24 protein-coding genes are annotated in these 25,886 nt (G+C 72.0%); 16 read left to right on the forward strand and 8 right to left on the reverse strand.

All coding sequences use genetic code 11. The annotated features are described in order from the left end of the window. Positions 1–9 precede the first annotated feature (9 nt). Both AB0I21_RS36765 and AB0I21_RS36770 read left to right on the forward strand, forming a co-directional pair. Positions 10–825, forward strand: a complete 816-nt coding sequence (locus tag AB0I21_RS36765) for a DUF1206 domain-containing protein (RefSeq protein WP_360568194.1) — start codon at positions 10–12, stop codon at positions 823–825. After that, a complete protein-coding gene (locus AB0I21_RS36770; RefSeq protein WP_360568195.1) occupies positions 822–1,805 on the forward strand; it encodes a diacylglycerol kinase family protein in 984 nt (327 codons plus the stop codon). Before AB0I21_RS36765 ends, AB0I21_RS36770 begins: the two co-directional genes overlap by 4 nt. Here the strand turns inward: AB0I21_RS36770 and AB0I21_RS36775 are convergent. From AB0I21_RS36775 to AB0I21_RS36785, 3 genes are read right to left on the reverse strand one after another with little or no spacing between them, the layout of a single operon-like run. Continuing rightward, positions 1,783–2,139 (reverse strand): PLD nuclease N-terminal domain-containing protein, encoded by a 357-nt coding sequence (locus AB0I21_RS36775; RefSeq protein ID WP_360568197.1) that lies wholly within the window; start codon positions 2,137–2,139, stop codon positions 1,783–1,785. The genes AB0I21_RS36770 and AB0I21_RS36775 overlap by 23 nt on opposite strands. A gap of 27 nt (positions 2,140–2,166) precedes the next feature. Then, positions 2,167–2,499, reverse strand: coding sequence for a DUF202 domain-containing protein (locus tag AB0I21_RS36780; RefSeq protein ID WP_360568199.1), 333 nt, complete (start codon positions 2,497–2,499; stop codon positions 2,167–2,169). After that, complete coding sequence (locus AB0I21_RS36785; RefSeq protein ID WP_360568201.1) at positions 2,496–2,861, reverse strand: DUF202 domain-containing protein; 366 nt, start codon at positions 2,859–2,861, stop codon at positions 2,496–2,498. The genes AB0I21_RS36780 and AB0I21_RS36785 overlap by 4 nt, the downstream gene beginning before the upstream one ends. A 50-nt stretch (positions 2,862–2,911) precedes the next feature. Between AB0I21_RS36785 and AB0I21_RS36790 the strand changes: the two genes are divergently transcribed. The 3 genes from AB0I21_RS36790 to AB0I21_RS36800 all read left to right on the forward strand — a co-directional run bounded on the left by AB0I21_RS36790 (position 2,912) and on the right by AB0I21_RS36800 (position 7,566). Further along, positions 2,912–5,437, forward strand: a complete 2,526-nt coding sequence (locus tag AB0I21_RS36790) for an FtsX-like permease family protein (RefSeq protein WP_360568202.1) — start codon at positions 2,912–2,914, stop codon at positions 5,435–5,437. Positions 5,438–5,821: 384 nt separating this feature from the next. Further along, a complete protein-coding gene (locus AB0I21_RS36795) occupies positions 5,822–6,601 on the forward strand; it encodes an electron transfer flavoprotein subunit beta/FixA family protein (RefSeq protein ID WP_360568204.1) in 780 nt (259 codons plus the stop codon). 14 nt (positions 6,602–6,615) lie between these two features. Further along, entirely contained in the window at positions 6,616–7,566 is a 951-nt protein-coding gene (locus AB0I21_RS36800) for an electron transfer flavoprotein subunit alpha/FixB family protein (RefSeq protein ID WP_360568206.1), read from the forward strand. A 71-nt stretch (positions 7,567–7,637) separates the two neighbouring features. On the opposite strand, the gene AB0I21_RS36805 is transcribed toward AB0I21_RS36800, so the two are convergent. Together AB0I21_RS36805 and AB0I21_RS36810 are read right to left on the reverse strand one after the other, a co-directional pair. Then, positions 7,638–8,459, reverse strand: coding sequence for an anti-sigma factor (locus AB0I21_RS36805; protein WP_360568208.1), 822 nt, complete (start codon positions 8,457–8,459; stop codon positions 7,638–7,640). Further along, on the reverse strand, positions 8,413–9,033 hold the full coding sequence (locus tag AB0I21_RS36810) for a sigma-70 family RNA polymerase sigma factor (protein ID WP_360568210.1): 621 nt from the start codon (positions 9,031–9,033) through the stop codon (positions 8,413–8,415). Before AB0I21_RS36810 ends, AB0I21_RS36805 begins: the two co-directional genes overlap by 47 nt. 118 nt (positions 9,034–9,151) lie before the next feature. Here AB0I21_RS36810 and AB0I21_RS36815 point away from each other — a divergent pair, with 118 nt between their 5' ends. From AB0I21_RS36815 to gatA, 8 genes are all read left to right on the forward strand, one after another. Next, complete coding sequence (locus AB0I21_RS36815) at positions 9,152–9,322, forward strand: hypothetical protein (RefSeq protein ID WP_360568212.1); 171 nt, start codon at positions 9,152–9,154, stop codon at positions 9,320–9,322. Positions 9,323–9,377: 55 nt separating this feature from the next. Further along, positions 9,378–10,547 carry a cysteine desulfurase family protein gene (locus AB0I21_RS36820; RefSeq protein WP_360568213.1) on the forward strand — a complete coding sequence of 390 codons (1,170 nt, stop codon included), beginning with the start codon at positions 9,378–9,380 and terminating at the stop codon, positions 10,545–10,547. 178 nt (positions 10,548–10,725) lie between these two features. Beyond that, positions 10,726–11,796 (forward strand): tRNA 2-thiouridine(34) synthase MnmA, encoded by a 1,071-nt coding sequence (gene mnmA / locus AB0I21_RS36825; RefSeq protein ID WP_360568215.1) that lies wholly within the window; start codon positions 10,726–10,728, stop codon positions 11,794–11,796. After that, positions 11,793–12,743 (forward strand): methionine synthase, encoded by a 951-nt coding sequence (locus tag AB0I21_RS36830; protein ID WP_360568217.1) that lies wholly within the window; start codon positions 11,793–11,795, stop codon positions 12,741–12,743. The genes mnmA and AB0I21_RS36830 overlap by 4 nt, the downstream gene beginning before the upstream one ends. A gap of 36 nt (positions 12,744–12,779) precedes the next feature. Next, entirely contained in the window at positions 12,780–14,891 is a 2,112-nt protein-coding gene (ligA, locus tag AB0I21_RS36835; RefSeq protein ID WP_360568219.1) for an NAD-dependent DNA ligase LigA, read from the forward strand. A gap of 219 nt (positions 14,892–15,110) precedes the next feature. Further along, positions 15,111–17,120: a bifunctional diguanylate cyclase/phosphodiesterase gene (locus AB0I21_RS36840; protein ID WP_360568221.1), complete on the forward strand. Its 2,010-nt coding sequence runs from the start codon at positions 15,111–15,113 to the stop codon at positions 17,118–17,120. 250 nt (positions 17,121–17,370) lie between these two features. Continuing rightward, the gene (gene gatC, locus AB0I21_RS36845) at positions 17,371–17,670 is read left to right on the forward strand and encodes an Asp-tRNA(Asn)/Glu-tRNA(Gln) amidotransferase subunit GatC (RefSeq protein WP_344508144.1); all 300 of its coding nucleotides are present in this window, start codon (positions 17,371–17,373) and stop codon (positions 17,668–17,670) included. Between the two features lie 3 nt (positions 17,671–17,673). Next, the gene (gatA, locus tag AB0I21_RS36850) at positions 17,674–19,149 is read left to right on the forward strand and encodes an Asp-tRNA(Asn)/Glu-tRNA(Gln) amidotransferase subunit GatA (protein WP_360568222.1); all 1,476 of its coding nucleotides are present in this window, start codon (positions 17,674–17,676) and stop codon (positions 19,147–19,149) included. A 44-nt stretch (positions 19,150–19,193) separates the two neighbouring features. Here the strand turns inward: gatA and AB0I21_RS36855 are convergent, their stop codons facing one another. Beyond that, positions 19,194–19,370, reverse strand: a complete 177-nt coding sequence (locus AB0I21_RS36855) for a DUF4236 domain-containing protein (protein WP_344508140.1) — start codon at positions 19,368–19,370, stop codon at positions 19,194–19,196. Positions 19,371–19,447: 77 nt separating this feature from the next. Here AB0I21_RS36855 and gatB point away from each other — a divergent pair, with 77 nt between their 5' ends. Next, on the forward strand, positions 19,448–20,941 hold the full coding sequence (gatB, locus tag AB0I21_RS36860) for an Asp-tRNA(Asn)/Glu-tRNA(Gln) amidotransferase subunit GatB (RefSeq protein WP_360568224.1): 1,494 nt from the start codon (positions 19,448–19,450) through the stop codon (positions 20,939–20,941). Positions 20,942–21,263: 322 nt separating this feature from the next. Here the strand turns inward: gatB and AB0I21_RS36865 are convergent, their stop codons facing one another. Continuing rightward, a complete protein-coding gene (locus AB0I21_RS36865) occupies positions 21,264–22,895 on the reverse strand; it encodes a metallophosphoesterase (RefSeq protein WP_360568225.1) in 1,632 nt (543 codons plus the stop codon). After that, positions 22,892–24,007: a PQQ-dependent sugar dehydrogenase gene (locus AB0I21_RS36870; RefSeq protein ID WP_360568275.1), complete on the reverse strand. Its 1,116-nt coding sequence runs from the start codon at positions 24,005–24,007 to the stop codon at positions 22,892–22,894. Before AB0I21_RS36870 ends, AB0I21_RS36865 begins: the two co-directional genes overlap by 4 nt. Before the next feature lie 154 nt (positions 24,008–24,161). Between AB0I21_RS36870 and AB0I21_RS36875 the strand changes: the two genes are divergently transcribed. Both AB0I21_RS36875 and AB0I21_RS36880 read left to right on the forward strand, forming a co-directional pair. After that, entirely contained in the window at positions 24,162–24,653 is a 492-nt protein-coding gene (locus tag AB0I21_RS36875; protein ID WP_360568227.1) for a SigE family RNA polymerase sigma factor, read from the forward strand. Further along, positions 24,650–25,876, forward strand: a complete 1,227-nt coding sequence (locus tag AB0I21_RS36880; protein ID WP_360568228.1) for a hypothetical protein — start codon at positions 24,650–24,652, stop codon at positions 25,874–25,876. Before AB0I21_RS36875 ends, AB0I21_RS36880 begins: the two co-directional genes overlap by 4 nt. The last annotated feature ends 10 nt before the right edge of the window (positions 25,877–25,886 follow it).

The following is a 25,886-nucleotide window of genomic DNA, read 5'->3' on the forward strand; positions in this document are numbered from 1 at the left end:
AACGAGAACATGACCCCCGCCGATACAGCACACCGCGCCACGCAGAGTGACCTGTTCAAGAATTTGACCAAGGTCGGGTTCGTCGGATACGGCCTGCTGCACCTCGCGCTCGCCTGGGTGGCGGCACAGATCGCGTTCGGCGAGGCAGGGCAGGAGGGCGACCAGTCCGGCGCCTTCCAGAAGCTCGCGGAGCAGCCGTTCGGCAAGCTGCTGCTGTGGTTCGTGCTCATCTGCCTGGTCGCGCTCGCGCTGTGGCAGGTCGCCCTCGCGATCTGGGGTCACCGCGACGTGCAGGGCAAGGAGCGGGTCTGGGAGCGGGTCGCCTCGGCCGGGCGGGTTGTGATCTACGCCGCACTCGCGTGGACCGCCGGCAAGGTCATCACGGGTACGCCGTCGTCCAGCGCCAACCAGCAGCAGCAGTTCACCGCCGGGATCATGGCGAAGCCCGCCGGGGTCTGGCTGGTGGGGCTGATCGGGCTGGGTGTGCTCGCCTTCGGTGCCGGGATGCTCTGGTACGGGTGGAAGCGCAAGTTCGAGCGGAAGCTGAGCTTCGGCGCGGCGAACCCGAAGACCCGCAAGACGGCGACCAGGGCGGGGCAGGTCGGCTACATCGCCAAGGGGGTCGCGTTCGGCATCGTGGGCGTCCTGCTGCTCCAGGCCGCGATCACCAACGACCCCGGCAAGTCCCGCGGGCTCGACGCGGCGCTGCACACCCTCGCCGCCCAGCCGTTCGGCAAGTTCCTCCTGCTCGCCGTCGCTGTCGGCGTCGCGGCGTTCGGGGTGTACTGCTTCTTCCAGGCACGCTTCCGCAAGGTGGGTACGTGACCGTGACCAGCAGCGCGGTCATCGTCAACCCGTCGAAGGTCATCGACCTGGACGAGCGGCGCAGGGAGATCTGTGACCTGCTCGGCGCGGCGGGCTGGCCGGAGCCGCTGTGGCTCACCACCACCCCCGAGGACCCCGGCTGCGGGATGGCGGTCCAGGCGGTGGAGGCCGGCGTCGACGTGGCGTTCGTCTGCGGCGGCGACGGCACCGTGATGGCGGTCGCTTCGGTGCTCGCCGGCACGGACGTCGCCCTGGCGCTCGTCCCGTCCGGCACCGGGAACCTGCTCGCCACCAACCTGGGCATCACCCGCGACGTGCGGACCGCGGTCGAGGTCGCGATCCACGGGGACCGGCGCCGCATCGACGTCGGCATCGTGGAGGGCGCCGACACCAGCACCGGGCACCCCGGCACGTTCACCGTCATGGCGGGCATGGGCTTCGACGCGGAGATGCTCGACGCCACCCCCGACACCGCGAAGCGCCGCTTCGGCTGGCTGGCGTACGTCGCGGCGGGCGCCCGGAGGCTGACCCGCAAGCGGGTCCTGATGCGGATCCGGCTGGACGGCGGCCGCTGGATCCGCCGCCGGGCCCGCAGCGTGCTCGTCGCCAACGTGGGCCGCCTGCAGGGCGGGATCCCGCTGCTGCCGGACGCGCGGCCGGACGACGGCTGGCTCGACGTGGCGGTCCTGACCCCGCGCGACCTCACCGACTGGATCATGCTCGGCTGGGGCGTGGTCATGCGCCGGGGCGGGACCCGGCAGCTGGAGACCTTCCGGGCGCGGAAGGTCGAGGTGCACACCGGCCAGGACCAGGCCCGCGAGCTGGACGGCGACGTGGTCGCGCCGGCCCGGATGCTGGTGGCCCGGATCGCACCCGCCGCGCTGACGTTGTGTGTACCGAGGACGCCCGCGTCGCCGGAGCCGCCGGAGTCGCCGGCAGCACCGGAGGCGGCGCGGGCTACTCCTCCTCGCGGCGCTTGAGGTCTTCCTCCCAGCGACGCAGGAGCTCGGCGTCGTTGCGGGCCCGGGTGGTGTCGATGTTGCGCAGGAAGTCGGGGTCGTCGTCGGGGGCGACGGGCCTCGACGGCCGGCGACGGGCCCCGCCCGCGGCGGCGACGCCGGCGTGCTGTTCGGTCGTGAAGGGCCGGCCCGCGAAGAACCAGGCGATCACGCCCACGACGGGCAGCAGCAGGATGGCGAGACACCAGACGGTCTTGGGCAGTCCCCGGACGTCGTCGCGGTCCGTGGACAGGCAGTCGATCAACGCGACCAGCGTCGCGACGAGAACGATGAGAAAGGGCAGCGCACGTCCCATTTCGCCATCATGACGCAGTGGGGCGCCCTATGACACCAGCAAGAGGGTGCCCGTCAGGCTGTACAGGAGGATGAGCGTCACGACGAGGGGCAGTGTGCGGCGCACAGGGCGGGTGAGCCCGGCGATTCTCATCCTGATCAGGTGAATCGCGACGGCCCAGGTGAGGCCGACGGCGGCGACCGCGGCGAGGGCGACCGGCCGGGGTGCCTCGATCACGGCGAACCTCGCCAGGAGCAGCGCCACAGCGGTGAAGGACACGGTCGTGCGGCGCCACGAGAGCATGGTGCGCTCCAGCTGCGCGCCCGGCGGCCCGTCGTCCGAGGGCTGCACGGTGTGTGAGTCGTCGTCGGAGGGCGTCACAGGAACGTCGCCACCAGCAGCGCGACCGCCCCCACCGCGACGATCAGCGCCAGGATGCCGGGGAAGCGCGACGGTGGCAGCGCCTCACCCAGCCGCATCGCCCGTTCGCTGCGGGCCCAGTGGTCGACCGCGCGGATCGCGACCAGCCCGCCGAGCGCGAAGAGCGACACCGCGATGACGATCCGCAGCCGGTGCCCGGGCAGGAACTGCGCGACCGCCAGCCCGCCGCCGACCAGCGCGAGCGCCGTGCGCAGCCAGGCCAGGAACGTGCGCTCGTTGGCCAGGGAGAACCGGTAGTCGGGCGTGGTGCCGACCGAGCGCACCTCGTCGGGGTCGAACCAGCGCCGGATGAGTGCCCACATCGACACCATTGTCAGACTCCCCTCAGCTGCTCTGGGTACAGTCGCGGCCGATGCTGCGAACAACTCTCGCCGGGCTCCGGGCGCACAAGCTCCGGCTGCTGCTGACCGCTACGGCCATCATGATCGGTGTCGGCTTCCTCGCCGGCACCCTGGTCTATGGCGATACGGCCAAGGCCGCCTTCTACGACGATCTCGCGCGCGCCGCGAAGCACGTCGACGCGTCGGTGGGCTCGTCCGGGTTCAGCGAGTCCGGGCAGCGCTTCGAGACCGGCATCGTCGAGGAGGTCAAGGCCGTGCCCGGCGTCGCGCACGCCGACGGCAGGATGGCCGAGCGGCTGCCCATGCTCGACCGGAACGGCCGGCTGATCTCCTACCTGGGCCGGATCGGCTGGGCGCTGTCGACCCCCGGCGACGAGCACCTGTCGATGTACGACATCGGCACCGGACGGCAGCCACAGCGGCCCGGCGAGATCGCGGTCGACGACACCACCGCGGAGATCTACGGCTTCAAGGTCGGCGAGCAGGTGTCGGTGGTCGGCCCCGACCAGAAGCCGGTCGCGCTGACCCTCGTCGGCATCATGGATCTCGGCGCCAACAAGCGCTTCGCGGGCTTCACCGTCGCCGCGCTCACCCCGGCGGACATGCGCACGCTCACCGGCGCCGACGGCTACGCGCAGGTCGTGGTGTCCGCGCAGCCGGGCGTGTCGCAGGACGAGCTCGCCGCCCGCCTGGAGTCGGCCCTCGGCGGCCGGGCCTGGGTGATGACGGGTGCGCAGATGCGCGCCGAGTACGCCGTGGCCGCCGCCAAGTACGTCGACGGCTTCCTGATCGTGATCTTCGGATTCGGGCTGATCGCGCTCGCCGTCTCCGTGTTCGTCATCTACAACACGTTCGCGATCCTGGTCGCGCAGCGGATCCGGGAGCTGGCGCTGCTGCGCTGCGTCGGCGCGTCCAGGCGGCAGCTGTTCGGCTCGGTGATCCTGGAGGCGGTGGTCGTCGGCGTCGTCGCCTCCCTCGGCGGCCTGCTGGTGAGCACCGTCGTCGGCGAGGGGCTGCTCATCGGGCGCAACACCGTCGGCAGCGGGGTCCGCGTCGACCGGCTGATCGTCACGCCCACCACCGTGCTGGTCGGGGTCTTCGCCGGCACGCTCTTCACGGTGATCGCGTCGCTGCTGCCGGCCGCGACCGCGAGCCGCATCCCGCCGATCGCGGCGCTGCGCACCACCGCCCTGGCCGAGGTCGCGCCCGGCCGGCGGCTGCTGCGGATCGTCCTGGCCGGGGTGCCCGCGGCCGGCGGCGCGCTGCTGATGCTCGCCGGCACGAGGGTGCCGGGGTTCAGCGGCGTGCCCATCGTGTTCCTGGGCGCCATCTTCGTGTTCACCGGCATCGTGATCGCGGCGCCGCTGATCGTGTCGCGGCTGACGGCGTGGGCGGGCTGGGCGCCGGCGAAGGTGTTCGGCGCCGCCGGCCGGCTCGCGGTCACCAACGCCCTGCGCAACCCGAAGCGGGTCGCGGCGACCACCAGCGCCCTCATGGTCGGCCTGGCGCTGATGAGCGTCTTCAGCGTGCTGCTGGCGACCGCGCGGGCGCAGGCCGAGCAGGAGCTCGACGAGAACTTCGCGGTCGACTACATCATCAGCGGCGTCTACACGCCCAACGGGCAGAGCCGGAAGGTGCCCCTGGCCGTGACGACGACCCTGCGCTCGCACGGCGAGCTGGCCGCGGTCGCCGCGTCCCGCAGCCGCGAGGGCGACGTCGGCGGCCGGTTCACCCAGATCTGGACGATGGAGCCCGGCGCCCTCGACACCGTCCTGCGCCCCGAGATCACCGCGGGCTCGGCCGGCGCGCTCAAGCCCGGCGCGGTCGCGCTCAACCGGTTCTTCGCCGACGAGATCGGGGCCCGCGTCGGCTCGTCCGTGCAGGTCCGCACGCTCACGTTGACCGTCGCCGCACTGTACGACGACGCGCCGACCGACGGGCAGGCACTGCTGGACTGGAGCGACTACGCGACCGTGTTCGGCGCCGGCGACCCCGACCAGGTGCTGGTCAAGGCCGCCGAGGGGGTCGCGCCGGTCGACTCGCGGGCGGCGGTCGACGCGGCGCTGAAGGAGGCGCCGCTCACCCAGGTCAGCAGCCAGGCCGAGTGGCGGGCCCGGATCACCGGCACGCTCGACGAGCAGCTCGGCGTGTTCTCCGCGCTGCTGGGCATGTCGATCGTGATCGGCCTGACGGGCATCGCCAACACCCTCGCCCTGTCGGTGCTGGAGCGCACCCGGGAGTCGGCCCTGCTGCGGGCGCTCGGGCTGTCCCGCGGCCAGCTGCGCGGGATGCTGGTGCTCGAGGCGATGCTCATGGCCTTCGTCGGCGCGGTGGTCGGCGTCGGGTTCGGCGTGCTGGTCGGCGTGGCCGCGTCGGTGGGGCTGATCCGGCAGTTCGGCCATGGGCACCCCGTCGTGCCGTACGGCCAGCTCCTGCTCTACGTCGTCATCGCCGCGGCCGCCGGTGCGGTGGCCGCGCTGCTGCCCGCCCGGCGGGCGGCGCGCACCGAGGTCGCCGCGGTCATGGTCGACGACTGAAAGCCCGCAGGTGCCGAGGCTAGACCGGCATGTGCCAGAGCGCGCGGATGGTCTCGGTCACGCAGCGTTCGCGGGGGTGACCGCACGTGCACCGATGCTCATCCGGTGGCTCGCAGCGACGGTGTGTGACCTTTTCCGCAGCGTGTTTGGCGACCGCCGCGGAGAGCTCACGCGCCGGCTCGACAAGTGCGGTGTTCTGTGACATTTCACCCACCCCCAGATTCAGGGTGAGCGCTCCGGTGACACTTTTCACGACACTTTCGAACCTACTCTTGAGTAACGTACGAGAGGCGAACCTGTTCGCGACCAGGATGAGCCGTAACGTGGGGCGCAAGTCGGCCGCGATGGCGCGGTGACTGTCAAGCAGGAGGACCTCGGACCACGATGAAGATCGTCGTACTCGTCAAGCAGGTGCCGGACTCCGGCGCGGACCGCAACCTGCGCAGTGACGACAACACCGTCGACCGCGCGTCGGCCAGCAACGTGATCAACGAGATGGACGAATACGCCATCGAGGAGGCGCTGAGCCTCCAGGAGGCGCACGGCGGCGAGGTGGTCGTCCTGACCGTCGGCCCCGACCGTGCCACGGAGTCGATCCGCAAGGCCCTGTCGATGGGCCCGGACTCCGCCGTCCACGTCGTCGACGACGCGCTGCACGGCTCGTGTGCCGTCGCCACCTCGAAGGTGCTCGCCGCCGCCATCGCGCAGCAGCAGGCCGACCTGGTCATCTGCGGCGCCGAGTCGACCGACGGCCGCGTCCAGGTCATGCCGCACATGATCGCCGAGCGGCTCGGGATCGCGGCCCTGACCGGTGCCCGCAAGCTCACCGTCGAGGGCTCCACGCTCACCATCGAGCGGCAGACCGACGAGGGCTACGAGGTCGTCACCGCTTCCACCCCCGCCCTGGTCAGCGTGTGGGACACGATCAACGACCCGCGCTACCCGTCGTTCAAGGGCATCATGGCGGCCAAGAAGAAGCCGCTGCAGACCCTGTCGCTGGGCGACCTGGGCATCGCCGCGGGCGAGGTCGGCTTCGAGGGCTCGACCAGCGCCGTCGTGGAGCACAGCAAGCGCCCGCCCCGCCAGGCCGGCAACAAGATCGACGCGGGTGACGACGGCGGCAGCAAGCTCGTCGAGTACCTGGCCTCCGAGAAGTTCGTCTAAGGGAGTTCGGAACCATGGCTGAAGTACTGGTCGTCGTCGAGGCCTCCCAGGGTGCCGTCAAGAAGGTCACCCTCGAGATGCTGACCCTCGCCCGCACGCTGGGCGACGTCTCCGCCGTCGTCCTCGGCGGCTCCGCCGCGGCGGTCGCCGACAAGCTCGGCGAGTTCGGCGCCTCGAAGATCTACGCCGCCGAGAGCGAGGACCTCGACGGTTACCTCGTGGCCGGCAAGGCCACCGTCCTCGCGTCGCTGATCCAGCGCGTGTCGCCCGCCGCGGTGCTCGTCGCCTCCAGCCAGGAGGGCAAGGAGATCGCCGGACGGGTCGCCGTCAAGCTCGACAACGGGCTGCTCACCGACGTCGTCGCCCTCGACGCCGAGGGTGTCGCCACGCAGGTCGTCTTCGCCGGCTCGACGATCGTGAAGTCGAAGGTCAGCAAGGGCCTGCCGATCGTCACGGTCCGGCCCAACTCGCTCACCCCCACCCCCTCGCCGGCCACCCCGTCGGTCGAGCAGGTCGAGGTCGCGCTGACCGACAAGGACAAGCTGGCGAAGGTCGTCGAGCGCAAGGTCGAGGCGAAGGGCGCCCGTCCGGAGCTCGCCGAGGCCTCGATCGTCGTCTCCGGCGGCCGCGGCGTCGGCAGCGCCGACAACTTCAAGCTCGTCGAGGAGCTGGCCGACCTGCTCGGCGCCGCCGTCGGCGCGTCCCGGGCGGCGGTCGACTCGGGCTTCTACCCGCACCAGTTCCAGGTCGGCCAGACCGGCAAGACGGTGTCGCCGCAGCTGTACGTGGCGCTCGGCATCTCCGGCGCGATCCAGCACCGGGCCGGCATGCAGACGTCGAAGACGATCGTCGCGGTCAACAAGGACCCCGAGGCGCCGATCTTCGAGCTGGCCGACTTCGGCGTGGTCGGCGACCTGTTCAAGGTCGTCCCGCAGGCCGCTGAGGAGATCCGCAAGCGCAAGTAACCCCGCGCCGACAAGAAGCGCCGCCCGCCGTCTCCGGCGGGCGGCGCTTTCCGTGCTCCGGAGTATCGGAGCTACGGGAGCGTGCCGCGGAGCAGGCTCTTGCCGGAGTGGGTGGCGTCGCCGTCGTGCGGCTCGGCGGAGATGTCGACGATGTTGAACTTGCGCAGGTCGAGCGCGCCGGGCACGGTCAGCTGCTGGTCGGGCTTCGCGCCCATCACGCCGAGCGGCTGCATGCGCAGCGCGGGGGCGTCCAGGCTGGTCGAGTCGAGCAGCCAGGCCTCGTAGTCGCCGTCCGGCTGGTCCGGCATCCCCTCGGCGTGCACGAACAGCTTCCGCTCCCCGTCGACGCTGACCAGGCAGGCGTAGCCGCCCGCCCCGGCCGGTGCGCCCGGCAGCGCTTCCAGCGACACCCTGGGCGAGCCGGCCGGGCAGGAGGCGACGGCGGGGGCGGCGGGCCCGTCCCGCAGCACCAGCGCGGTCCCGGCCGCGGCGGCGATCGCGGCCACGACGGCCGCCGCCGCCGCGACAGCGGCGGTGACCCGCCAGCTGTGCCGACGACGGACGGTGACGTCAGCGGGCAGTACCGCGGCCGCTGCAGCGACACGAGGACGTGTGGCGGTCGGGGGTGGGTCGGTGTGCAGCGTCACGGCGGGTGGGGGTGTGGCCCGGTCGGTCGCCGCCAGCTCCGCCCGGATCCGCTGCCAGACGTGCTCCGGCGGGGGTGGCAGGTCGCGCAGCCGCTGCGTCTGACGGCCGAGGCCGGCGACGTCGCGCAGCTCGTCCACCTCGGTGCGGCACCGCCCGCAGGTGTCGAGGTGGCCGGTCTCGTGCTGGTCGAGGGTCTCCTCACCGAGCGCCAGAAGCACCAGCCGCTCGGGCTCCAAATGTGACACCGTCCACCTCCCATCGACTGCGAAGTCTCGCCATCCCGCGCCGCAGGTGGCTCTTCACCGTGCCCAGCGGCAGGCCCGTCACCGCCGCGATCTGCGGGTGGGTCAGGTCGTCGTAGAACGCCAGCTCCAGCACCCGCCGCTGCTCGCCGGGCAGCTGGGCCATCTCGTCGGCGACGACCAGCCGGTCGACGACCCGGTCCGGCGGCGCCTCGACCTCGACGGCGGGCGCGAGCCGGCGGACCGAGTCGGCGATCCGGTCGTCGCGGGCCGCCGCCCGGATCTGGTCGACGACCTTGCGCCGGGCGATCCCGAGCAGCCAGCCGAGCATCGACCCGCGGGCGGGGTCGAAGCTCTCCCGGCCCAGCCACGCCGCCACGAACGTGGCCTGCGTGACGTCCTCGGCGTCCGTCGTGCTCGCCAGCCCACGAGCGGCGAGGTGAAACACGGCCGGCCCGAACCGCTCGTACGCCTGCCGCAGCGCGCGCTCGTCACCGGCGCGGAACAGCTCGGCGAAGCCGTCCTCGCCGTCCGCCGGATGCCCGGCACTCACCGGGCTCGCCGTGGTTGTCGCCATCGCACAGGCACGTCCTGAAGTTATCGCATCTCACAGGGGACTTCCGTCTACGTATTCGGCGCGGGAGGGGGTGTTGGATGCAGTGCAGGGCAAGAGCGCGTTTTTCATACTGCGCGAATTGGCTCCGCGCGACCCGCTGACCGTCACCGGCAGTGACGGGACGCGACGGGTGCACGCCGTCGAGACCGCCGTCCCGCTGGAGCGATGCCCCGCGCGGGGCGGCGGCCCCTCATCACGTGCGGTGGCCCGGTCCGGCGCGAAGACCGCCGCCGCCGGGACCCCGTGGTGATCACCGTGCAACCGGCGGCGCGGTAAGGAGCGGACGGCCGTTAGGCTTGGGTCCGATGTCGTACCTCGACCATGCCGCCACTACGCCGATGCTCCCGGAGGCGCTCGACGCCTTCGTCGCCGCGGCGCGTGCAGTCGGCAACGCCTCGTCGCTGCACGCTTCCGGCCGCCAGGCCCGCCGCCGGGTGGAGGAGTCGCGCGAGCAGATCGCCGCCGCGCTCGCCGCCAGGCCGTCTGAGGTGATCTTCACCGGGGGCGGCACCGAGAGCGACAACCTCGCCACCAAGGGCATCTTCTGGGCCCGGCGGGCCGCGGACCCGCGGCGCAACCGGATCGTGGCCAGCTCCGTCGAGCACCACGCGGTGCTCGACGCGGTCACCTGGCTGGAGCGGCACGAGGGCGCGGCGGTCACGTGGCTGCCGGTCTCCTCGTCGGGCCGGGTCTCGGTCGACGACTTCGCGCAGGCCGTGTCCGGCGACGACGTGGCGGTCGCCACCGTGATGTGGGCCAACAACGAGGTCGGCACGATCCAGCCGGTCGCCGAGCTGGCGGCCCTCGCCGCCTCCGCGGGGGTGCCGTTCCACACCGACGCGGTGCAGGCCGTCGGGCAGGTCCCCGTCGACTTCGCCGCCAGCGGCGCCGCCGCGCTCACGGTCAGCGGGCACAAGCTCGGCGGCCCGATCGGCGTCGGCGCGCTCCTGCTCGGCCGCGAGGTCGCCTGCACGCCGCTGCTGCACGGCGGAGGCCAGGAGCGCGACGTGCGCTCCGGCACCCTGGACGTGCCCGGGATCGTCGCGCTCGCCGTCGCGGTCGAGCTGTCGGTCAAGACCCAGCGCGAGACCGCGGAGCGGATCGGACGCCTGCGCGACGACCTCGTCGCCCGGGTCCGCGACGCCGTGCCCGGCGCGATCCTCAACGGCGACCCCGCGGACCGGCTGCCGGGCAACGCGCACTTCTCGTTCCCGGGCTGCGAGGGCGACGCGCTGCTGCTCCTGCTCGACGCGCAGGGCATCGCGTGCTCGACCGGCTCGGCCTGCTCCGCCGGTGTGGCGCAGCCGTCGCATGTACTGATCGCGATGGGCGCCGGTGACGCCGAGGCCCGCTCGTCGCTGCGGTTCACCCTCGGGCACACGTCGACCGGGGCCGACGTCGACGCGCTCGTCGCCGCGCTGCCCGCCGTCGTGGACCGGGCCCGCCGGGCCGGCGCGGTCAAGTCGCGCCTCTAGCGCCTGTTTCATAAGGGGGGTCGAGGCGAGGCGAGGTCCAGGGGTCGTCTGGGTGTGCGCCGTGGTTGTCCGGATACCGGGGTTGTATCCGGGCGGCCGCGGCGTGCGGCCAGGCGGCGTCTGGGCCCGCCGCAGCCCGGCCATCCCTTATGAAACAGGCGCTGGGTAGGCTTTCGTTGTGAGAGTGCTCGCGGCGATGTCAGGTGGGGTCGACTCGGCGGTCGCGGCCGCGCGGGCGGCTGAGGCCGGCCACGACGTGACCGGAGTCCACCTCGCTCTGGCGCGCAACCCGCAGACGTATCGCAGCGGCGCCCGCGGCTGCTGCACCCTGGAGGACGCCCGCGACGCGCGGCGCGCCGCCGACGTGATCGGGATCCCGTTCTACGTGTGGGACATGGCCGAGCAGTTCCACGACTCGGTCGTGGACGACTTCGTCGCCGAGTACGCGGCCGGGCGGACGCCGAACCCGTGCCTGCGGTGCAACGAGAAGATCAAGTTCGAGGCGGTGCTGGACCGGGCCGTGGCGCTGGGGTTCGACGCGGTCGTCACCGGTCACCACGCGCGGCTCGGCGCCGACGGGCTGCTGCGGCGCAGCGTCGACTACGCGAAGGACCAGTCCTACGTGCTGGCGGTGCTGACGGCCGCGCAGCTGTCCCGGGCGATGTTCCCGCTGGGCGACTCCACGAAGGCCGCCGTCCGCGAGGAGGCCGCCGCGCGCGGCCTGGCCGTGGCGGACAAGCCGGACAGCCACGACATCTGCTTCATCGCCGACGGTGACACGCGGAAGTTCCTCGCCGACCGGCTGGGGTCGCAGCCCGGCGACATCGTGGAGGCCAGCACCGGGGCGGTCGTCGGGCGGCACGAGGGGGCGTTCGCCTACACCGTGGGCCAGCGCCGCGGGCTCGACCTGCGGGTCTCGGCGCCCGACCGCAACCCTCGCTACGTGCTCTCGATCACGCCCGCCACCAACACGGTGACGGTGGGGCCGGCGTCCGCGCTCGAGGTGTCCACCGTGGTGGGTGCGCGGCCGGTGTGGCACGGATCGGCGTCGGCCCTGGACTGCTCCGTGCAGCTCAGGGCGCACGGGTCCGTGTTCCCCGCCTCGGTGGTGCTCGACGGCTCGGCCCTGACGGCCTCGCTGCATTCGCCCGCCCGCGGCGTCGCCGCCGGGCAGGCGATCGTCTGCTACCAGCCATCTGACGAAGGCGACATCGTGCTCGGTTCGGCGACTATTTCGGAAACTTCATGACATTTCCCTGGCCGGTGGGGTCCGCCACCGGGATCGGCTCCATGCCGGGCACCGACATCGCCGAGGCGCAGAGGATCGTGCTCGGCGAGCTGCCGGACCTGCCCCACCTGCCGGAGCTGCCCGGCCGAGGCCCCGGCGCCGACATGATCGGCAGGGGCGGGGCGCTGCTGACGGAGCTGCCGATCGAGCTGTACGCGGGGCGCTGGCGCGTGGCCTCCCGGCCCGGCCACGACCTGCGGGTGGCACTGGACTTCCTCGAGCGCGATCTCGACACGATGACCGAGCAGGCGTCCTCGTTCGCCGGCACGTTCAAGGTCCAGGTGCCCGGCCCGTGGACGCTCGCGGCGTCGCTGCAGCTGCCGATCGGCGGGGCGGTCCTGCGCGACCACGGCGCCGCGCGCGACCTCGCCGGGTCCCTCGCGGACGGCGTGGCCGCGCATGTCGCGTCGGTGCGGGCCCGGCTGCCGCACGCCACGATCCTGCTGCAGGTCGACGAGCCGTCCCTGCCCGCGGTGCTGGCCGGCCGGGTGCCCTCGGAGAGCGGGTATGGCACGCTGCGCGCCGTGGACGTCTCCGTCGCGCGGTCCGCGCTGTCGTCGGTGGTCTCGGCGGCCGGCGTGCCGGTGGTCGTGCACTGCTGCGCCCCCGGCGTCCCCTTCGCGCTCCTGCGCGAGGCGGGGGCGGTGGCGGTCGCCGTGGACCTGTCGCTGATCGCCGACCTGGACGCGCTCGGCGAGCTCCTCGACGGCGGCGCGGGGCTCTTCGCCGGCGTGACCGGGCCGTCGCCCGCTTCGACCGTGACTGATCTGTGGCGCAAGCTCGGGTTCCCGCTCAGCTCGCTGCCGGCGCAGGTCGTCGTCACGCCACCGTGCGGGATCTCGGTGCCGCCGGTGAAGGTGCTGCGGGCGCTGCGCGACGCCGGCCGGCGGCTCACGGATCATCTGTAGCCATTTTTTGTCGTACCCGGGCGGTAAGTTCGTGGCATGAACGACGCAGGGACCGAGCCCACCCTCGAAGCGCGCGAGCGGCACACCGAGCTGTCCCGCGAGCTGGACGAGCATCAGTATCGGTATTACATCCTGCAGTCGCCGGCCATCGACGACTCGGTCTATGACACGCTGATGCGGGAGCTGGAGGCGATCGAGGCCGAGTTCCCGGCGCTCGTCACGCCCGACTCGCCCAGCCAGCGGGTCGGCGGCACCTTCTCCACCGACTTCGCGTCGGTGCAGCACGCCGAGCGCATGCTCAGCCTCGACAACGCGCTCAACGACGAGGCGCTCGCCGCCTGGGTCCAGCGCATCGAGCGCGACGCCGGCAGCGCTCCCCGCTACCTGTGCGAGCTGAAGATCGACGGCCTCGCCGTCAACCTCACGTATGAGCGCGGGCGCCTGGTGCGCGCCGCCACCCGCGGCGACGGCCGCACCGGCGAGGACATCACGCTCAACGTGCGGACCATCGCGGGCATCCCGGAGCACCTCACCGGCACCGACCTGCCCGACCTGCTGGAGGTCCGCGGCGAGGTGTTCTTCACCCTGGCCGGCTTCGAGGAGGTCAATGCGGCCCAGGTCGCCGCTGGTGAGCCGCCGTTCGCCAACCCGCGCAACGCGGCCAGCGGCAGCCTCCGACAGAAGGATCCACGGATCACCGCGTCCCGCCCGATGCAGATGCTGGTCCACGGCTTCGGCGCCCGCGAGGGGTTCAATCCGGCCACCCAGTCCGAGGCCTATGAGCTGATGCATGCCTGGGGGCTGCCGACCTCCCCCCGGTGGAAGGTCCTCGACGACCTCGACGGCGTCCGCGCCTACATCGCCGACTACGGCAAGCGCCGCCACACCATCGAGCACGAGATCGACGGCGTGGTCGTCAAGGTCGACCAGATGTCCATCCAGCGCCGCCTCGGCTCCACCAGCAAGGCGCCCCGCTGGGCGATCGCCTTCAAGTATCCGCCCGAGGAGGCGATGACCAAGCTGCTCGGCATCGAGGTCAACGTCGGGCGCACGGGCCGCGTCACCCCGTTCGCCGTGATGGAGCCCGTCGCCGTGGGCGGCGTCAAGGTCGCGCAGGCGACGTTGCACAACGCGCAGGAGGTCGTCCGCAAGGGCATCCTCATCGGCGACACCGTCGTCATCCGCCGCGCCGGCGACGTCATCCCCGAGGTCCTCGGCCCGGTCGCCGACCGCCGCGACGGATCCGAGGTCGCCTTCGTCATGCCGACGCACTGCCCGTCGTGCGGCACGGCCCTCGCTCCCGAGAAGGAGAGCGACAAGGACATCCGCTGCCCCAACTCGCGGGTCTGCCCGGGCCAGCTCCGCGAGCGCCTCTTCGCCCTCGCCAGCCGCAACGCCCTGGACATCGAGGCCCTCGGCTGGAAGTCCGCCGCCGCCCTCCTCGAGTCCGTCCTCACCAACGAGGCCGAGCTCTTCGACATCGACGCCGACATGCTCGCCAAGTCGCCGTTCTTCGTCAACAAGGACGGCTCGCTCAGCAGCACCGCCCAGCTGCTGCTGGTCAACCTCCAGGAGGTCAAGGAGCGCCCCCTCTGGCGCATCCTGGTCGCCCTCTCCATCCGCCACGTCGGCCCCACCGCCGCGCAGGCCCTGGCCAACTCCATCGGCTCCATGGAGACCATCGCCACCGCGACCCCGGAGGAGCTCGCCGCGGTCGAGGGCGTCGGCCCCACCATCGCCCGCGCCGTCCACGACTGGTTCGCCGTCGACTGGCACCGCGAGATCGTCGACCGCTGGGCCGCCGCCGGCGTCCGCATGGTCGAGGAGCAGGTGGCCTCCGGCCCCCGCCCCCTCGACGGCATCACGGTCGTCGTCACCGGCTCCCTCGACCGCTACTCCCGCGACCAGGCCGCCGAGGCCATCACCTCCCGCGGCGGCAAGGTCTCCGGCTCCGTGTCCAAGAAGACGCACTTCGTCGTCGTCGGCGAGTCACCGGGCTCCAAGGCCGAGAAGGCCGCGACCCTGAAGGTCCCGATCCTCGACGAGGCCGCCTTCGAGGTCCTGCTCACCGAAGGCCCCGACGCCGCGCGCGCCCTGGCCCAGCCCGCGGACCCCGCTGCCGAGGACACGGCTCCCGCGGCCGGCTGATCGGGGACGGCCCCGGTCGTCCCTCGTCTGAGCGGCTCACGGAACGTTCGGGTATCGCTACGCGGTAGTGATATTCGATGGGACGTGATCGCCCGGTCGGTGGAATGGCGGGGGTTTTGTGCATCGATTCAGCATCCTTTCCGGTTTGGGTCGCGGTTGAGGTGCACGCTCGCAGGGCGTTTCGACGGAGTGGTCGATGGCACCCGAGCGGGGGAGTGGATGGAGCAGAGCGCGCTGCGTAACGTCGCGCCGCCCAGGCATGCTCATCGGTTCTTCGCCTATGTCGCGGTAGTGGTGGGTGCCGGCGCGATGCTGCTGGTGGGCAGCCTGCCCGGCGGGTTCCCGGCGAGTCTTCCGGCGGCGTTCTGGGTGCTGGCGGGGTGTGCGGTCGTCGCTGACACCAAGCCGTTCGTGCAGGTGGGCCGCGACGACGCGATGATGACCTTCCCGTCGGTGTGCTTCACGTTCGCGGTCATGCTGGCGTTCGGGTTCGCGCCGGCGGCGCTGGTGCAGCTGGCGGCGGTGGTGATCACGGCGGGGTGGTTGCGGCACACGGTGTGGCGGGCGGCGTTCAACGCGGCCCAGTACTTCGTGTCGTTCGCGGTGGCGGATCTGATCCTGCGCGGGTCGCATCACGTCGGGTGGATCGTGGTGGCGGCGGTCGCGTGGTTCGTGGTCAACAACCTGCTGGTCTCGACGGCGGTGTGGTTGCGGTTCGGGCAGGGGTGGCGGGCGCGGTTCGCGCGGGCGGTCAAGACCGACGCGCTGGCGACCGGGGCCCTGCTGCTGTCGGCGCCGGGGCTGGTGGCGGCCGCCGGGGTGGACGTGCTGCTGATCCCGTTGGCGCTGGTCACGCTGTACGCGGTGCGCCGGATGACCTCCCTGTCGGCGCAGCGGGCGCTCGAGGCGCGGCGCGATCCGCTGACCGGGCTGGCGAACCGGAAGGGGCTGGAGCGGGCGGTCGAGCAGCGGCTGGAGGAGCACGCGGAGCGGGCCGCGACCCGGCAGACGGCGCGGCGGCTGGCGCTGCTGCTGCTGGACCTCGACGGGTTCAAGCAGGTCAACGACTCGCTGGGGCACCGGGTAGGGGACCGGCTGCTGATCGAGGTGTCGCGGCGGCTGAGCGAGCGGGCCGACGCGGAGGTGGGGCGGCTCGGCGGCGACGAGTTCGCGATCGTGGTGCCGCACCTGCGCGACGTCGCCGAGGCAAGGGTGCACGCGGAGAAGATCATGGACGCGTTGCGGGAGCCGGTGCTGCTGGACGGGTTGCCGATCGACGTGGGCGGGTCGGTGGGGGTGGCGGTGTACCCGGAGCACGGCACGGGCTTCGAGGAGCTGATGCAGCACGCGGACGTGGCGATGTACGACGCGAAGGGACGCGGCGACAACCTCGCCGTCTACGCGCCGGAGGCCGACCACAACTCGCCGGAGCGGCTGAGCCTGCTCGCCGACCTGCGCAGGGCGCTGGAGACCCCCGGCGACCGGGGCATCGCGCTGTACTACCAGCCGCAGGTCGAGCTGGCGACCGGCGACGTGGTGGGGCTGGAGGCGCTGCTGCGGTGGCACCACCCGCAGCGGGGGCTCGTCGACCCGGAGGAGCTCATCAAGGTCGCGGAGCACAGCTCGGTGATGCGGCTGCTGACGTTCCGGCTGATCGACAACGCGATCGACCAGCTCGCGGCGTGGGGCGACCGGGCCGGGCGGGTGCGCGTCGCGGTGAACGTGAGCGTCCGGGACCTGCACACCGGCGAGATCGCGGACCGGATCGAGGCGAAGCTGCGGCAGACGGGGATCGAGCCGGAGCGGCTGGAGCTGGAGATCACGGAGAGCGCGCTGATGGCCGACCCGCGGCGGGTCCTGGCGACGCTCGCCAGGCTGGAGCGGCTCGGGATCGCGATCGCGCTGGACGACTTCGGCACCGGATACTCCTCGATGCTGCACCTGCGCCGGCTGCCGCTCAGGGAGGTGAAGATCGACCGGTCGTTCGTGCTCGGGGTGGCGACGGACCCCGACGACGCGGCGATCGTGCGGTCGATGATCGACCTGGCGCGGGCACTCGGGCTGCGGATCGTGGCGGAGGGCGTCGAGGACGAACGGACCTGGCGGATGCTCGTCGAGGCGGGCTGCGACCTGGCGCAGGGCTGGTACTTCGCCCGGCCGATGCCGCCGGACGGCCTGCTCGACTGGCTGACCCGCCACCGCCGTTCCGCGGTCGCCCACAGCAGCTGAACGAAACTGTCACACCCCCCGAGTAGGTTCAGTGGCAGATCGAAGCGCGACGGCAGTGGCAGTTCGAAGCTCGCGCGGGAAAGACTGTGGGGGGACACGGTGAAGGAATGCTGTCCGGGTGAGAGCGCCGCGGCGTTGGGTACACCCGCCGGAAACGCCATTGGACAACGGCGAGCGGACCGTCGCGCACGGCGACCGCAGGGGACGAAATAGACTGCGTCGAGCCGACTGTTGAAGGAGCATCGCACCCATGGCCACCATTTCCCGCGAAGAGGTGGCGCATCTCGCCCGCCTCGCGCGGCTTGCAGTCACCGATGACGAGCTCGACACATTCGCCGGGCAGCTCGACGTGATCCTGCAGGCCGTCGCCCAGGTGGGCGAGGTCGCCGCGGTTGACGTGCCGCCGACGTCGCACTCCGTGCCGCTGACCAACGTGTTCCGCGACGACGTCGTCGTGCCGGGGCTGACGCGCGAGGAGGCGCTGTCGGGCGCGCCCGACGCCGAGGAGAACCGCTTCCGCGTCCCGCGGATCCTGGACGAGGAGGCCTGAGCGATGTCTGACGTCACCAAGCTGACCGCGGCCGAGCTCGGCCGCAAGCTCGCCGCGAAGGAGCTGTCCGCGGTCGAGGTCGCCACCGCCCACCTGGAGCGGATCGAGGCGGTCGAGGGCAAGGTCCACGCGTTCCTGCACGTCGACCGCGACGGCGCGCTCGCGGAGGCGAAGAAGATCGACGACGCCCGCGCCAAGGGCGACGAGGTCCGCCCGCTCGCCGGCGTGCCTGTCGCCGTCAAGGACGTGATCACGACCAAGGGCGTGCCGACCACCGCGGGATCGAAGATTCTCGAGGGCTGGCGGCCGCCGTACGACGCGACGATCATGACGCGGATGCGCGAGGCCGGGCTCGTCATGCTCGGCAAGACCAACATGGACGAGTTCGCGATGGGCAGCTCGACCGAGTATTCGGCGTATGGGCCCACGTACAACCCCTGGGACACCGGCCGGATCCCCGGCGGCTCCGGCGGTGGCTCGGCCGCGGCGGTCGCGGCGTATGAGGCGCCCCTGGCCATCGGCACCGACACCGGCGGCTCGATCCGCCAGCCGGCCGCGGTCACCGGCACCGTCGGCGCGAAGCCGACCTATGGCGGCACGTCGCGCTACGGTCTCGTCGCCTTCTCCAGCTCGCTGGACACCCCGGGCCCGTGCGCGCGGACCGTCGAGGACGCGGCGCTGCTGCACGCGATCATCGGCGGCCACGACCCGCGCGACTCGACGTCGATCCCGCAGCCGATGCCCGACGTGGTCGGCGCGGCCCGGCTCGGCGCGACCGGTGACCTCAGCGGGGTCCGGCTCGGCCTGGTCAAGGAGTTCGCCGGGGAAGGTGCCGAGCCCGGCGTCGCCGCCGCGTATCGCGAGTCGGTCGACGCGCTGGTGAAGCTGGGCGCGGAGATCGTCGAGGTCTCGTGCCCCAACTTCAAGTTCGCGCTGCCGGCCTACTACCTGATCGCACCGAGCGAGTGCTCGTCCAACCTGGCCAGGTTCGACGGCGTGCGGTTCGGGTTGCGCAGCGGCGACGACGGCAAGCGGTCGCTCGAAGAGGTCATGCAGCTGACCCGGGAGGAAGGCTTCGGCCCCGAGGTCAAGCGCCGGATCATCCTGGGCACCTATGCGCTGTCCGCCGGCTACTACGACGCCTACTACGGGCAGGCGCAGAAGGTGCGGACCCTGATCTCCAGGGACTTCGAGCAGGCCTTCGGCAAGGCGGACGTGCTGGTCGCGCCGACCACGCCGTTCGTGGCGTTCCCGCTCGGGTCACGCACGTCGGACCCCTACCAGATGTATCTGGCGGACCTCTACACGATCCCGTCGAACCTGTATGGCGGGCCCGCGATCTCCGTGCCGGCCGGTCTGTCCGAAGGGCTGCCGGTGGGGCTGCAGATCATGGCGCCGACGATGGCCGACGACCGGATGTACCGGGTCGCCGCGGCCCTCGAGTCGGCGCTGCCGCCGTTGACCCCGCCCGCGCTGTAACCGTCGAAGGGCGGCCCTGTGAAGAGCCGCCCTTTCACCGGGCTTCAGCCGCGGCTGCCCTGGCGCCACGAGAAGGGGCCGGGGAGGTCGACGCGGTTCTTCTTGGTCCGCGAGTTCCACGACCAGGGGCCCAGCTTGAAGCTCCAGGAAGAGAACCCTTCCTGGGTGAAGTGGAAAATGAACGGGCCGAACTTCTTGCTCTTCCGAAACTGCACCGGCATGGCGTTCTCCTCTCCAGGTGAGCAGTTGGTACCCAATGCCGGGCATGGATACACCAGAGGCTGAAAGTAGGCGTTAGATGAGCACCGCGACCCAGCTGTCGTACGACGAGGCGGTGGCGCGCTTCGAGCCGGTCATCGGCCTGGAGACGCACGTCGAGCTCGGCACCAACACGAAGATGTTCTGCGGCTGCCCGACCGAGTTCGGCGCGGAGCCCAACACGCAGGTCTGCCCGGTCTGCCTCGGCCTGCCCGGCTCCCTGCCGGTCGCCAACCGCGCCGCGATCGAGGCGACGATCCGCATCGGGCTCGCGCTCAACTGCTCGATCGCGCCGTGGGGCCGCTTCGCCCGCAAGAACTACTTCTACCCGGACATGCCGAAGAACTTCCAGATCAGCCAGTACGACGAGCCGCTGTGCGTCGACGGCTTCCTTGAGGTCGAGGTCGACGGGGAGCTGGTCCGCATCGGCATCGAGCGGGTCCACCTGGAGGAGGACACGGGCAAGTCGCTGCACGTCGGCGGCTCGACCGGGCGTATCCACGGCGCCACCGAGTCCCTCGTGGACTACAACCGCGCCGGCATCCCCCTCGTCGAGATCGTGACCAAGCCCGTGCCGGGCACCGGGGCCCGGGCGCCGCAGATCGCGAAGGCCTATGTCACGGAGCTGCGCGACGTCATCCGCTCGCTGGGTGTCTCCGATGTGCGGATGGAGCAGGGCTCGATGCGCTGCGACGTGAACACGTCGCTGAACCGGCCCGGCGAGGAGTGGGGCACCCGCACCGAGACGAAGAACGTCAACTCGCTGCGCAGCGTCGAGCGGGCCGTCCGGTCCGAGATCATCCGGCAGTCCGGGGTCCTCACCGACGGCGGGACGATCATCCAGGAGACCCGGCACTTCCACGAGAACACCGGCGAGACCACGTCCGGCCGCAGCAAGGAGACGGCGACCGACTACCGGTACTTCCCGGAGCCGGACCTCGTGCCGCTCGCGCCGTCCGCGGAGTGGGTCGCGGAGCTCAAGGCCGCGCTGCCGGAGCTGCCGCGGGTCCGCCGCCAGCGCCAGCAGGCCGAGTGGGGCTTCTCCGACCTCGACATGCAGTCGGTGCTCAACGCCGGCGCGTGGGAGCTGATCGAGGCGACCGTCGCCGCCGGCACCAACGCGGCCGCCGCCCGCAAGTGGTGGCTGGGGGAGCTGGCCCGGCACGCCAACGAGACCGACAAGGAGCTCGACGCGCTCGGCGTCAGCCCGGAGGCGGTCGCGCAGCTGCAGGGCCTGGTCGACGCCGGCAAGATCAACGACAAGCTCGCCCGGGTGGTGCTGGAAGGCGTCATCGCCGGTGAGGGCACGCCCGCCGAGGTCGTCGCGGCCCGCGGGCTGGAGGTCGTCTCCGACGAGGGCGCGCTGACGAAGGCCGTCGACGAGGCGATCGCCGCCAACCCCGACATCGCCGCGAAGGTCCGCGACGGCAAGGTCGCCGCCGCGGGTGCGCTCGTCGGCGCGGTCATGAAGGCCACCGGTGGCAAGGCGGACGCGAAGACGGTCCGCGAGCTGGTCATCGCCCGCTTGTCGTAGGCGGCGGGGGCACGGACGAGGGCGGCGCCGGCACCGCAGATGGTGCCGGCGCCGCTTTGCCATCGGTCAGGAAGTCGAGCTGGTCACCGCGCTCGGCGTCGGCACCGCTCGTCGGCGGTCACGAAGCCGAGCCGGTGATCGTGCGCTCGGCGCCGGCAATGCTGGTCGGTGATCACGATGTCGAGCCGGCCATCGCGCTTGCCGTCGACGACGGGTCACGGACGGCGTCGGTGCCGCTTGTCGGCGACCGCCATGCCGAGCTGGTGATCGTGCGCTCGGCGTCGGCAACGCTTGCCGGTGATGACGATGTCGAGCTGGCCCATCACCCGCTGGCCGTCGGCGACGGGGTCACGGACATGGACGGCGTCGGCGAGGGGGACGGTGGTGGCGCCGCCTTGTCGGGGGCCACGATGTGCCGCTGGAGCGACACCTCCGTCAGGCCGGTCCCGCCGACCTGGATGTCGTCGTACGCCGTCAGGTGGCGGTCTTTGTCGAAGTACAGGATGGACAGCGCGAGCGGCAGCGGCTTGGCGCTCTCCAGGCCGCGCAGCCCGGCGCCGCCGGTGGAGCCCTCGACCATCAGCAGGGTGCGCTCCGGCTGCGTGACCGCGGGCGACGCGCCGTTGGACGGCAGCACGACCGGAATGGTCGGGTCGAGCCGCGTGATCGAGCGGGCGTGCCGGTGCCCGGCCAGGACCAGCGGGCAGATCCCCGCGAGGGGCTGCGCGGCCACCGGGTCGTGGACGAGGGCGACGTCGACGGGCTTCGGGCTGGCCAGGATCTTGTCCGCGAGGAGCTGGCCGGAGGAGACGACCGCCGCGTGCTGCTCCTCGTTGGTCGCGTCGGTCGACTTGTCCGGGGTGAACCGCGGGTCGCCGATCCCGGCGAACGTCAGGCCCTTGACCGTGGTGATCGAGTTGTCGAGCACGGTCGCGTTGGGCTGCTTCGCGACCGCGGCGGCGGTGACCGCCGAGTCGTGGTTGCCGCGGATGTACAGGTACGGCACCCGCAGCTTGCTGATCTCCCCGACGTAGGAGGCCTCCGGCTCGCTGCCCCAGTCGTTGATGTCGCCGGTGTCGACGACGACGTCGACGCTGAACTGGTCGGCGACGGTGCGGACCACGCCCCACGCCGCCGGGTTGAGGTGCATGTCGGAGATGTGCAGGACCTTGGTCGCGCTGGTGTCGGGCTCGTACACGGGCAGCGCGGAGATCGTGCCGTACAGCTTGGAGACGTTGAGGACCAGCTTCTGCAGCTGCGCGCGGTACTCCTCGTAGCGGTCGGTGATCCGGCGGGCGTCACCAATGATCGCCGGCGCGTTCACCAGCAGGCCGCGGTAGGTCGGCTCCTGGATCGCGGCAGGCTTGAACGTCAGCGCGGTCGCGCCGCCGACCGAGGCGAGCACCGCCACGACCACCAGGCCGCCGATCGCCGTCTCGCGACGGGCCCGGAACACCAGCCCGCAGAGGACCAGCGCGCCGAGCAGCCCGGAGCCGGCGGTCTGCAGCGCCAGCCGGCGTACGCCCAGGTTGAGCTGGTCGACGGCGTCGTGGCTGACCTGCTCCAGGTTGCCGCCGCCGGCGACGACCGCCCTGGTCCGCGCCTCGTCGAGCGACTCCAGGCGGATCTCCAGGTGGGCCGGGCCGTCGTGGCTGTCCAGCTCCAGCGACCCCAGCGGCGGGATCTCCACCGACGTGTCGCCGTGCCACGACGGCGTCAGCGACAGCTGAGCCTGGAACGGCCCGATGTCCTGGGTCGTGTGCCCGCCGAGCTCGACGCCGATGAGCATGCCGACGATCGCGACGACCCCGAGCAGCGCGCCGTGCAGGATCCGCCGCCATACCGTCTGGCTGGTGCGGAACGTGCGGCGTCGCCGCCGGGCGGCCGCCATGATCGTCCGGCGCTGGAGCCGGCGGGCGGCCAGCGCGGCCCGTCGGTGGAACGGTGAGGTCAACTCTTTCCGGCCCCGCCCACGTTGCTGATCACGATCCGCAGCAGCTTGTCATCGTCGGCCTTCGGCGTGCCGCGGCCGTCCTTGTTCGACGTCGAGACCCAGATGCTGTTGTCCGGCGCGGCGACCGCGGCGCGCAGCCGCCCGTGCGTGTCCTTGAGCAGCGCGCTCGGCTCGCCGAGGAGGCCGCCCTTGTCGGTGAGCTGCATCACGTACAGCCGCTCGCCCTTCAGACACGAGGTGACGAGGAACCCCTCCATGGCCGCGAGCCCGGAGCACGACGCCTCGGACGTCTTCCACACCTGGATCGGGTCGACGAACTTCGGGTCGTTGCCCTTGCCCTCGTACGTCGGCCAGCCGTAGTTCTTGCCCGCCTCGATCACGTTGATCTCGTCCCATTCGCCGGCGCCGAACTCCACGGCATACAGCCGGTTGTTCTTGTCCCAGGCGAACCCTTGCACGTTGCGATGTCCGAGGCTGTACACGGCGGTTCCGAACGGGTTACCGGGGGCCGGCTTCCCGTCGGGCTGGATCCGCAGGATCTTGCCGCCGAGGCTGTTGAGGTTCGGCGCGTTCTCCGGCTTCGACGCGTCGCCGGTCGACACGTACAGGAACCCGTCGGGTCCGAAGTGGATCTGGCCGCCGTTGTGGATCCCCGCCTTCGGGATGCCGGTCAGGATCGGGGTCGGCGGCGCGCCGAGCGTGAGCTTGGCGACCCGGTTGTCGTCCTTGGCGGTGTAGTAGACGAACACCGTCTTGTCCGTGTCGTACTGCGGCGACACCGCGATGCCCATCAGGCCGCCCTCGCCGCCCGGCACGACTTCGTCGATGGTCTGCACGGTCGTCACGGTGAGCCCGTCGGACGTGGACTCCTTGCCGACCTTCAGCAGCTTCTTGCTGTCACGCTCAGTGACCAGCGCGGAACCGTCCGGAAGGAACGCGATGCCCCACGGCACCGCCAGGCCCTTGGCCAGCACGGTCGTCGCGACCTGCGTCTGGCCGCCCTCCTCCTCGCCGCCGGACGTCGACGCGCTCGGATACGGCGACAGCTTCGGCGGGGAGCCCAGCTCATCAGGGGGCGGCGGGCCGAACGAGCAGCCGGCGAGGGCCAGCATGACCGTGGCGCTCGCCGCCAGGCACTTCGCGTACGTCCGGGCTTTCACCCGCCCAAGACTAGCGTTGCGATACATCTTCTTCCTTTCAACCTTTGTCCGCGGGTCGGCGTCTGCTGGTGTGACGGTGCGTTGCGACCTTGTGCAGAGGAGCCACATGGCGGCCGAGGAGTTCCAGGACTTCGTCGAGGTTCGATACGGCGACCTGCTGCGCACCGCGTTTCTGCTGACCGGCAGCCGGCACGCCGCCGAGGACCTGCTGCAGAGCAGCCTGCTGAAGGTCATGCGGCACTGGGACCGGGTCGACGAGCCGCTCGCCTACGTGCGGCGGGTCATGGTCAACCAGCGCACCAGCATCTGGCGGCGGCTGCGCAACGCCGAGGTCCTGACCGGCGATCCACCGGACCGGCCGGGGGCGGATCCGTCCGATCAGATCCTCGTCCGGCGGATGCTGCTGGAGGCGCTGGACGGGCTGCCGGCGCGGATGCGGGCCGTGCTGGTGCTGCGGTACTGGGAGGACCTGACCGAGACGGAGACCGCTTCGCTGCTGGGCATCTCGGTCGGATCGGTGAAGAGCCAGGCGTCGCGCGGGCTGGCCCGGCTGCGCGGCGTGCTCGGTGTGGATCTGCTGGCCGGGAGGGCGTCATGAGCACCGAGCTGGAACAGGCGCTCCGCGACGCCTTCCGCGACGCGGCCGGGACCGTCGTGCCCCGGCCGGAGCCGATGCGCCGGCTCCTGCGCCGCCGCCGGCGCCGGTGGGCCGGGCTGCTGTCGCTGCTGGCCACGGTCGCCGTCGCGATCGTCGCGGGGGTGGTCCCCGCCGTGCAGCCGGCGACGTCCGAGCAGCAGCGGCCGTATCCGCCGCTGTCGACGTGGACGCGGGCGCTGCTCGACTCGCCGACCCGCGGCTCGCTCGCCGGCGACGCGGACCTGCTGCGCGCCGTCGGCTCCTCCTTCTCCGGCGGCGTCAAGGTGCTGTTCCTCGGCGACGTGTCGGGGCGCCGGTTCCTCGTGTACGTGCGCTACGACGAGCGCTCGGCGACGCTGTACCACAGCGACATCCCCATCCAGGGTGCCGTGGAGGACCTCGTCGGCGGTGCTGTCGCGGGGCCGCTCGGGCCGCTGGTCACCGTCACCAGCACCGCCGTGCCGGTCACCATCGGGCTCGCCCCGGCGGCCTGCGCGATCGAACGGTCCATCGGCGCCTCCGCCAGCCCGGAGGACACCGTCGAGCACAAGTGGGCGGGCGCGCCGGACGGCAGCTGGACGGTCTGGGCGGCGCCCGACCCGCAGGAACGCTGGCGGGTCAGCTGCGACGGCAAGATCCGCTCGGAGGCGCCGGCCGTGCTCGACACCTCCTCCTACGAGCGCCTGATCTCCTCCGCCGGCATCCAGCACGAGCCGCTGCGGCAGCGCTGGAGCGGTCCGATCGAGGGATCCGCCGGCACGTGGACGCTGTCGACCGCCCGCCTACCCTCCGGGGCCGTCGCGGTGGTGCTCGCCGACGCCCCCGCCGCGGCGACCGTCGCGACCACGTTCACGGCGGCGCCCGGCCGCGGCGGCTCCGGGGTGGTGTCCACCTCCATCAGCGCCGACCCGGACACGATCGTCATCCGGGTGCCGTCCCCTGCGGGCCGGCTCGGCGACCGGGTGCTGATTTTCACAGCGAAGCCGGGAGCGACCCAGGCCTACGTCCGGGCGGAGATCGGCGGCCTCGGCGCGGCGCTGACCGGCGGCGTCGCCGTGACGAACGCCCGGCCCGGGCCGGTCTCCGTCCGGGACGCCACCGGGGCGGAGATCGGCTCGACGTGGCTGCTGGAGGAGGTGCCGCAGCTGTTCGGGGAGAGGCTCGTCTCGGACTGGGAGTCCTGATCGCTACTGT

The organism is Dactylosporangium sp. NPDC050588 (genome assembly GCF_040654975.1).
Classification (GTDB): domain Bacteria; phylum Actinomycetota; class Actinomycetes; order Mycobacteriales; family Micromonosporaceae; genus Dactylosporangium; species Dactylosporangium maewongense.

Bases quoted from the DNA above. Each gene is read 5' to 3' on its own strand.
- AB0I21_RS36810 (WP_360568210.1), bottom strand. From the start codon at position 9,033: ATGGCGACAACCACGGCGAGCCCGGTGAGTGCCGGGCATCCGGCGGAC.
- AB0I21_RS36775 (WP_360568197.1), bottom strand. From the start codon at position 2,139: ATGGGACGTGCGCTGCCCTTTCTCATCGTTCTCGTCGCGACGCTGGTC.
- gatB (WP_360568224.1), top strand. From the start codon at position 19,448: ATGAGCACCGCGACCCAGCTGTCGTACGACGAGGCGGTGGCGCGCTTC.
- AB0I21_RS36840 (WP_360568221.1), top strand. From the start codon at position 15,111: ATGGAGCAGAGCGCGCTGCGTAACGTCGCGCCGCCCAGGCATGCTCAT.
- AB0I21_RS36795 (WP_360568204.1), top strand. From the start codon at position 5,822: ATGAAGATCGTCGTACTCGTCAAGCAGGTGCCGGACTCCGGCGCGGAC.
- AB0I21_RS36820 (WP_360568213.1), top strand. From the start codon at position 9,378: ATGTCGTACCTCGACCATGCCGCCACTACGCCGATGCTCCCGGAGGCG.
- gatA (WP_360568222.1), top strand. From the start codon at position 17,674: ATGTCTGACGTCACCAAGCTGACCGCGGCCGAGCTCGGCCGCAAGCTC.
- AB0I21_RS36855 (WP_344508140.1), bottom strand. From the start codon at position 19,370: ATGCCGGTGCAGTTTCGGAAGAGCAAGAAGTTCGGCCCGTTCATTTTC.
- gatC (WP_344508144.1), top strand. From the start codon at position 17,371: ATGGCCACCATTTCCCGCGAAGAGGTGGCGCATCTCGCCCGCCTCGCG.
- AB0I21_RS36830 (WP_360568217.1), top strand. From the start codon at position 11,793: ATGACATTTCCCTGGCCGGTGGGGTCCGCCACCGGGATCGGCTCCATG.
- AB0I21_RS36790 (WP_360568202.1), top strand. From the start codon at position 2,912: ATGCTGCGAACAACTCTCGCCGGGCTCCGGGCGCACAAGCTCCGGCTG.
- AB0I21_RS36880 (WP_360568228.1), top strand. From the start codon at position 24,650: ATGAGCACCGAGCTGGAACAGGCGCTCCGCGACGCCTTCCGCGACGCG.
- ligA (WP_360568219.1), top strand. From the start codon at position 12,780: ATGAACGACGCAGGGACCGAGCCCACCCTCGAAGCGCGCGAGCGGCAC.
- AB0I21_RS36765 (WP_360568194.1), top strand. From the start codon at position 10: ATGACCCCCGCCGATACAGCACACCGCGCCACGCAGAGTGACCTGTTC.
- AB0I21_RS36800 (WP_360568206.1), top strand. From the start codon at position 6,616: ATGGCTGAAGTACTGGTCGTCGTCGAGGCCTCCCAGGGTGCCGTCAAG.
- AB0I21_RS36785 (WP_360568201.1), bottom strand. From the start codon at position 2,861: ATGTGGGCACTCATCCGGCGCTGGTTCGACCCCGACGAGGTGCGCTCG.
- AB0I21_RS36875 (WP_360568227.1), top strand. From the start codon at position 24,162: ATGGCGGCCGAGGAGTTCCAGGACTTCGTCGAGGTTCGATACGGCGAC.
- AB0I21_RS36870 (WP_360568275.1), bottom strand. From the start codon at position 24,007: ATGCTGGCCCTCGCCGGCTGCTCGTTCGGCCCGCCGCCCCCTGATGAG.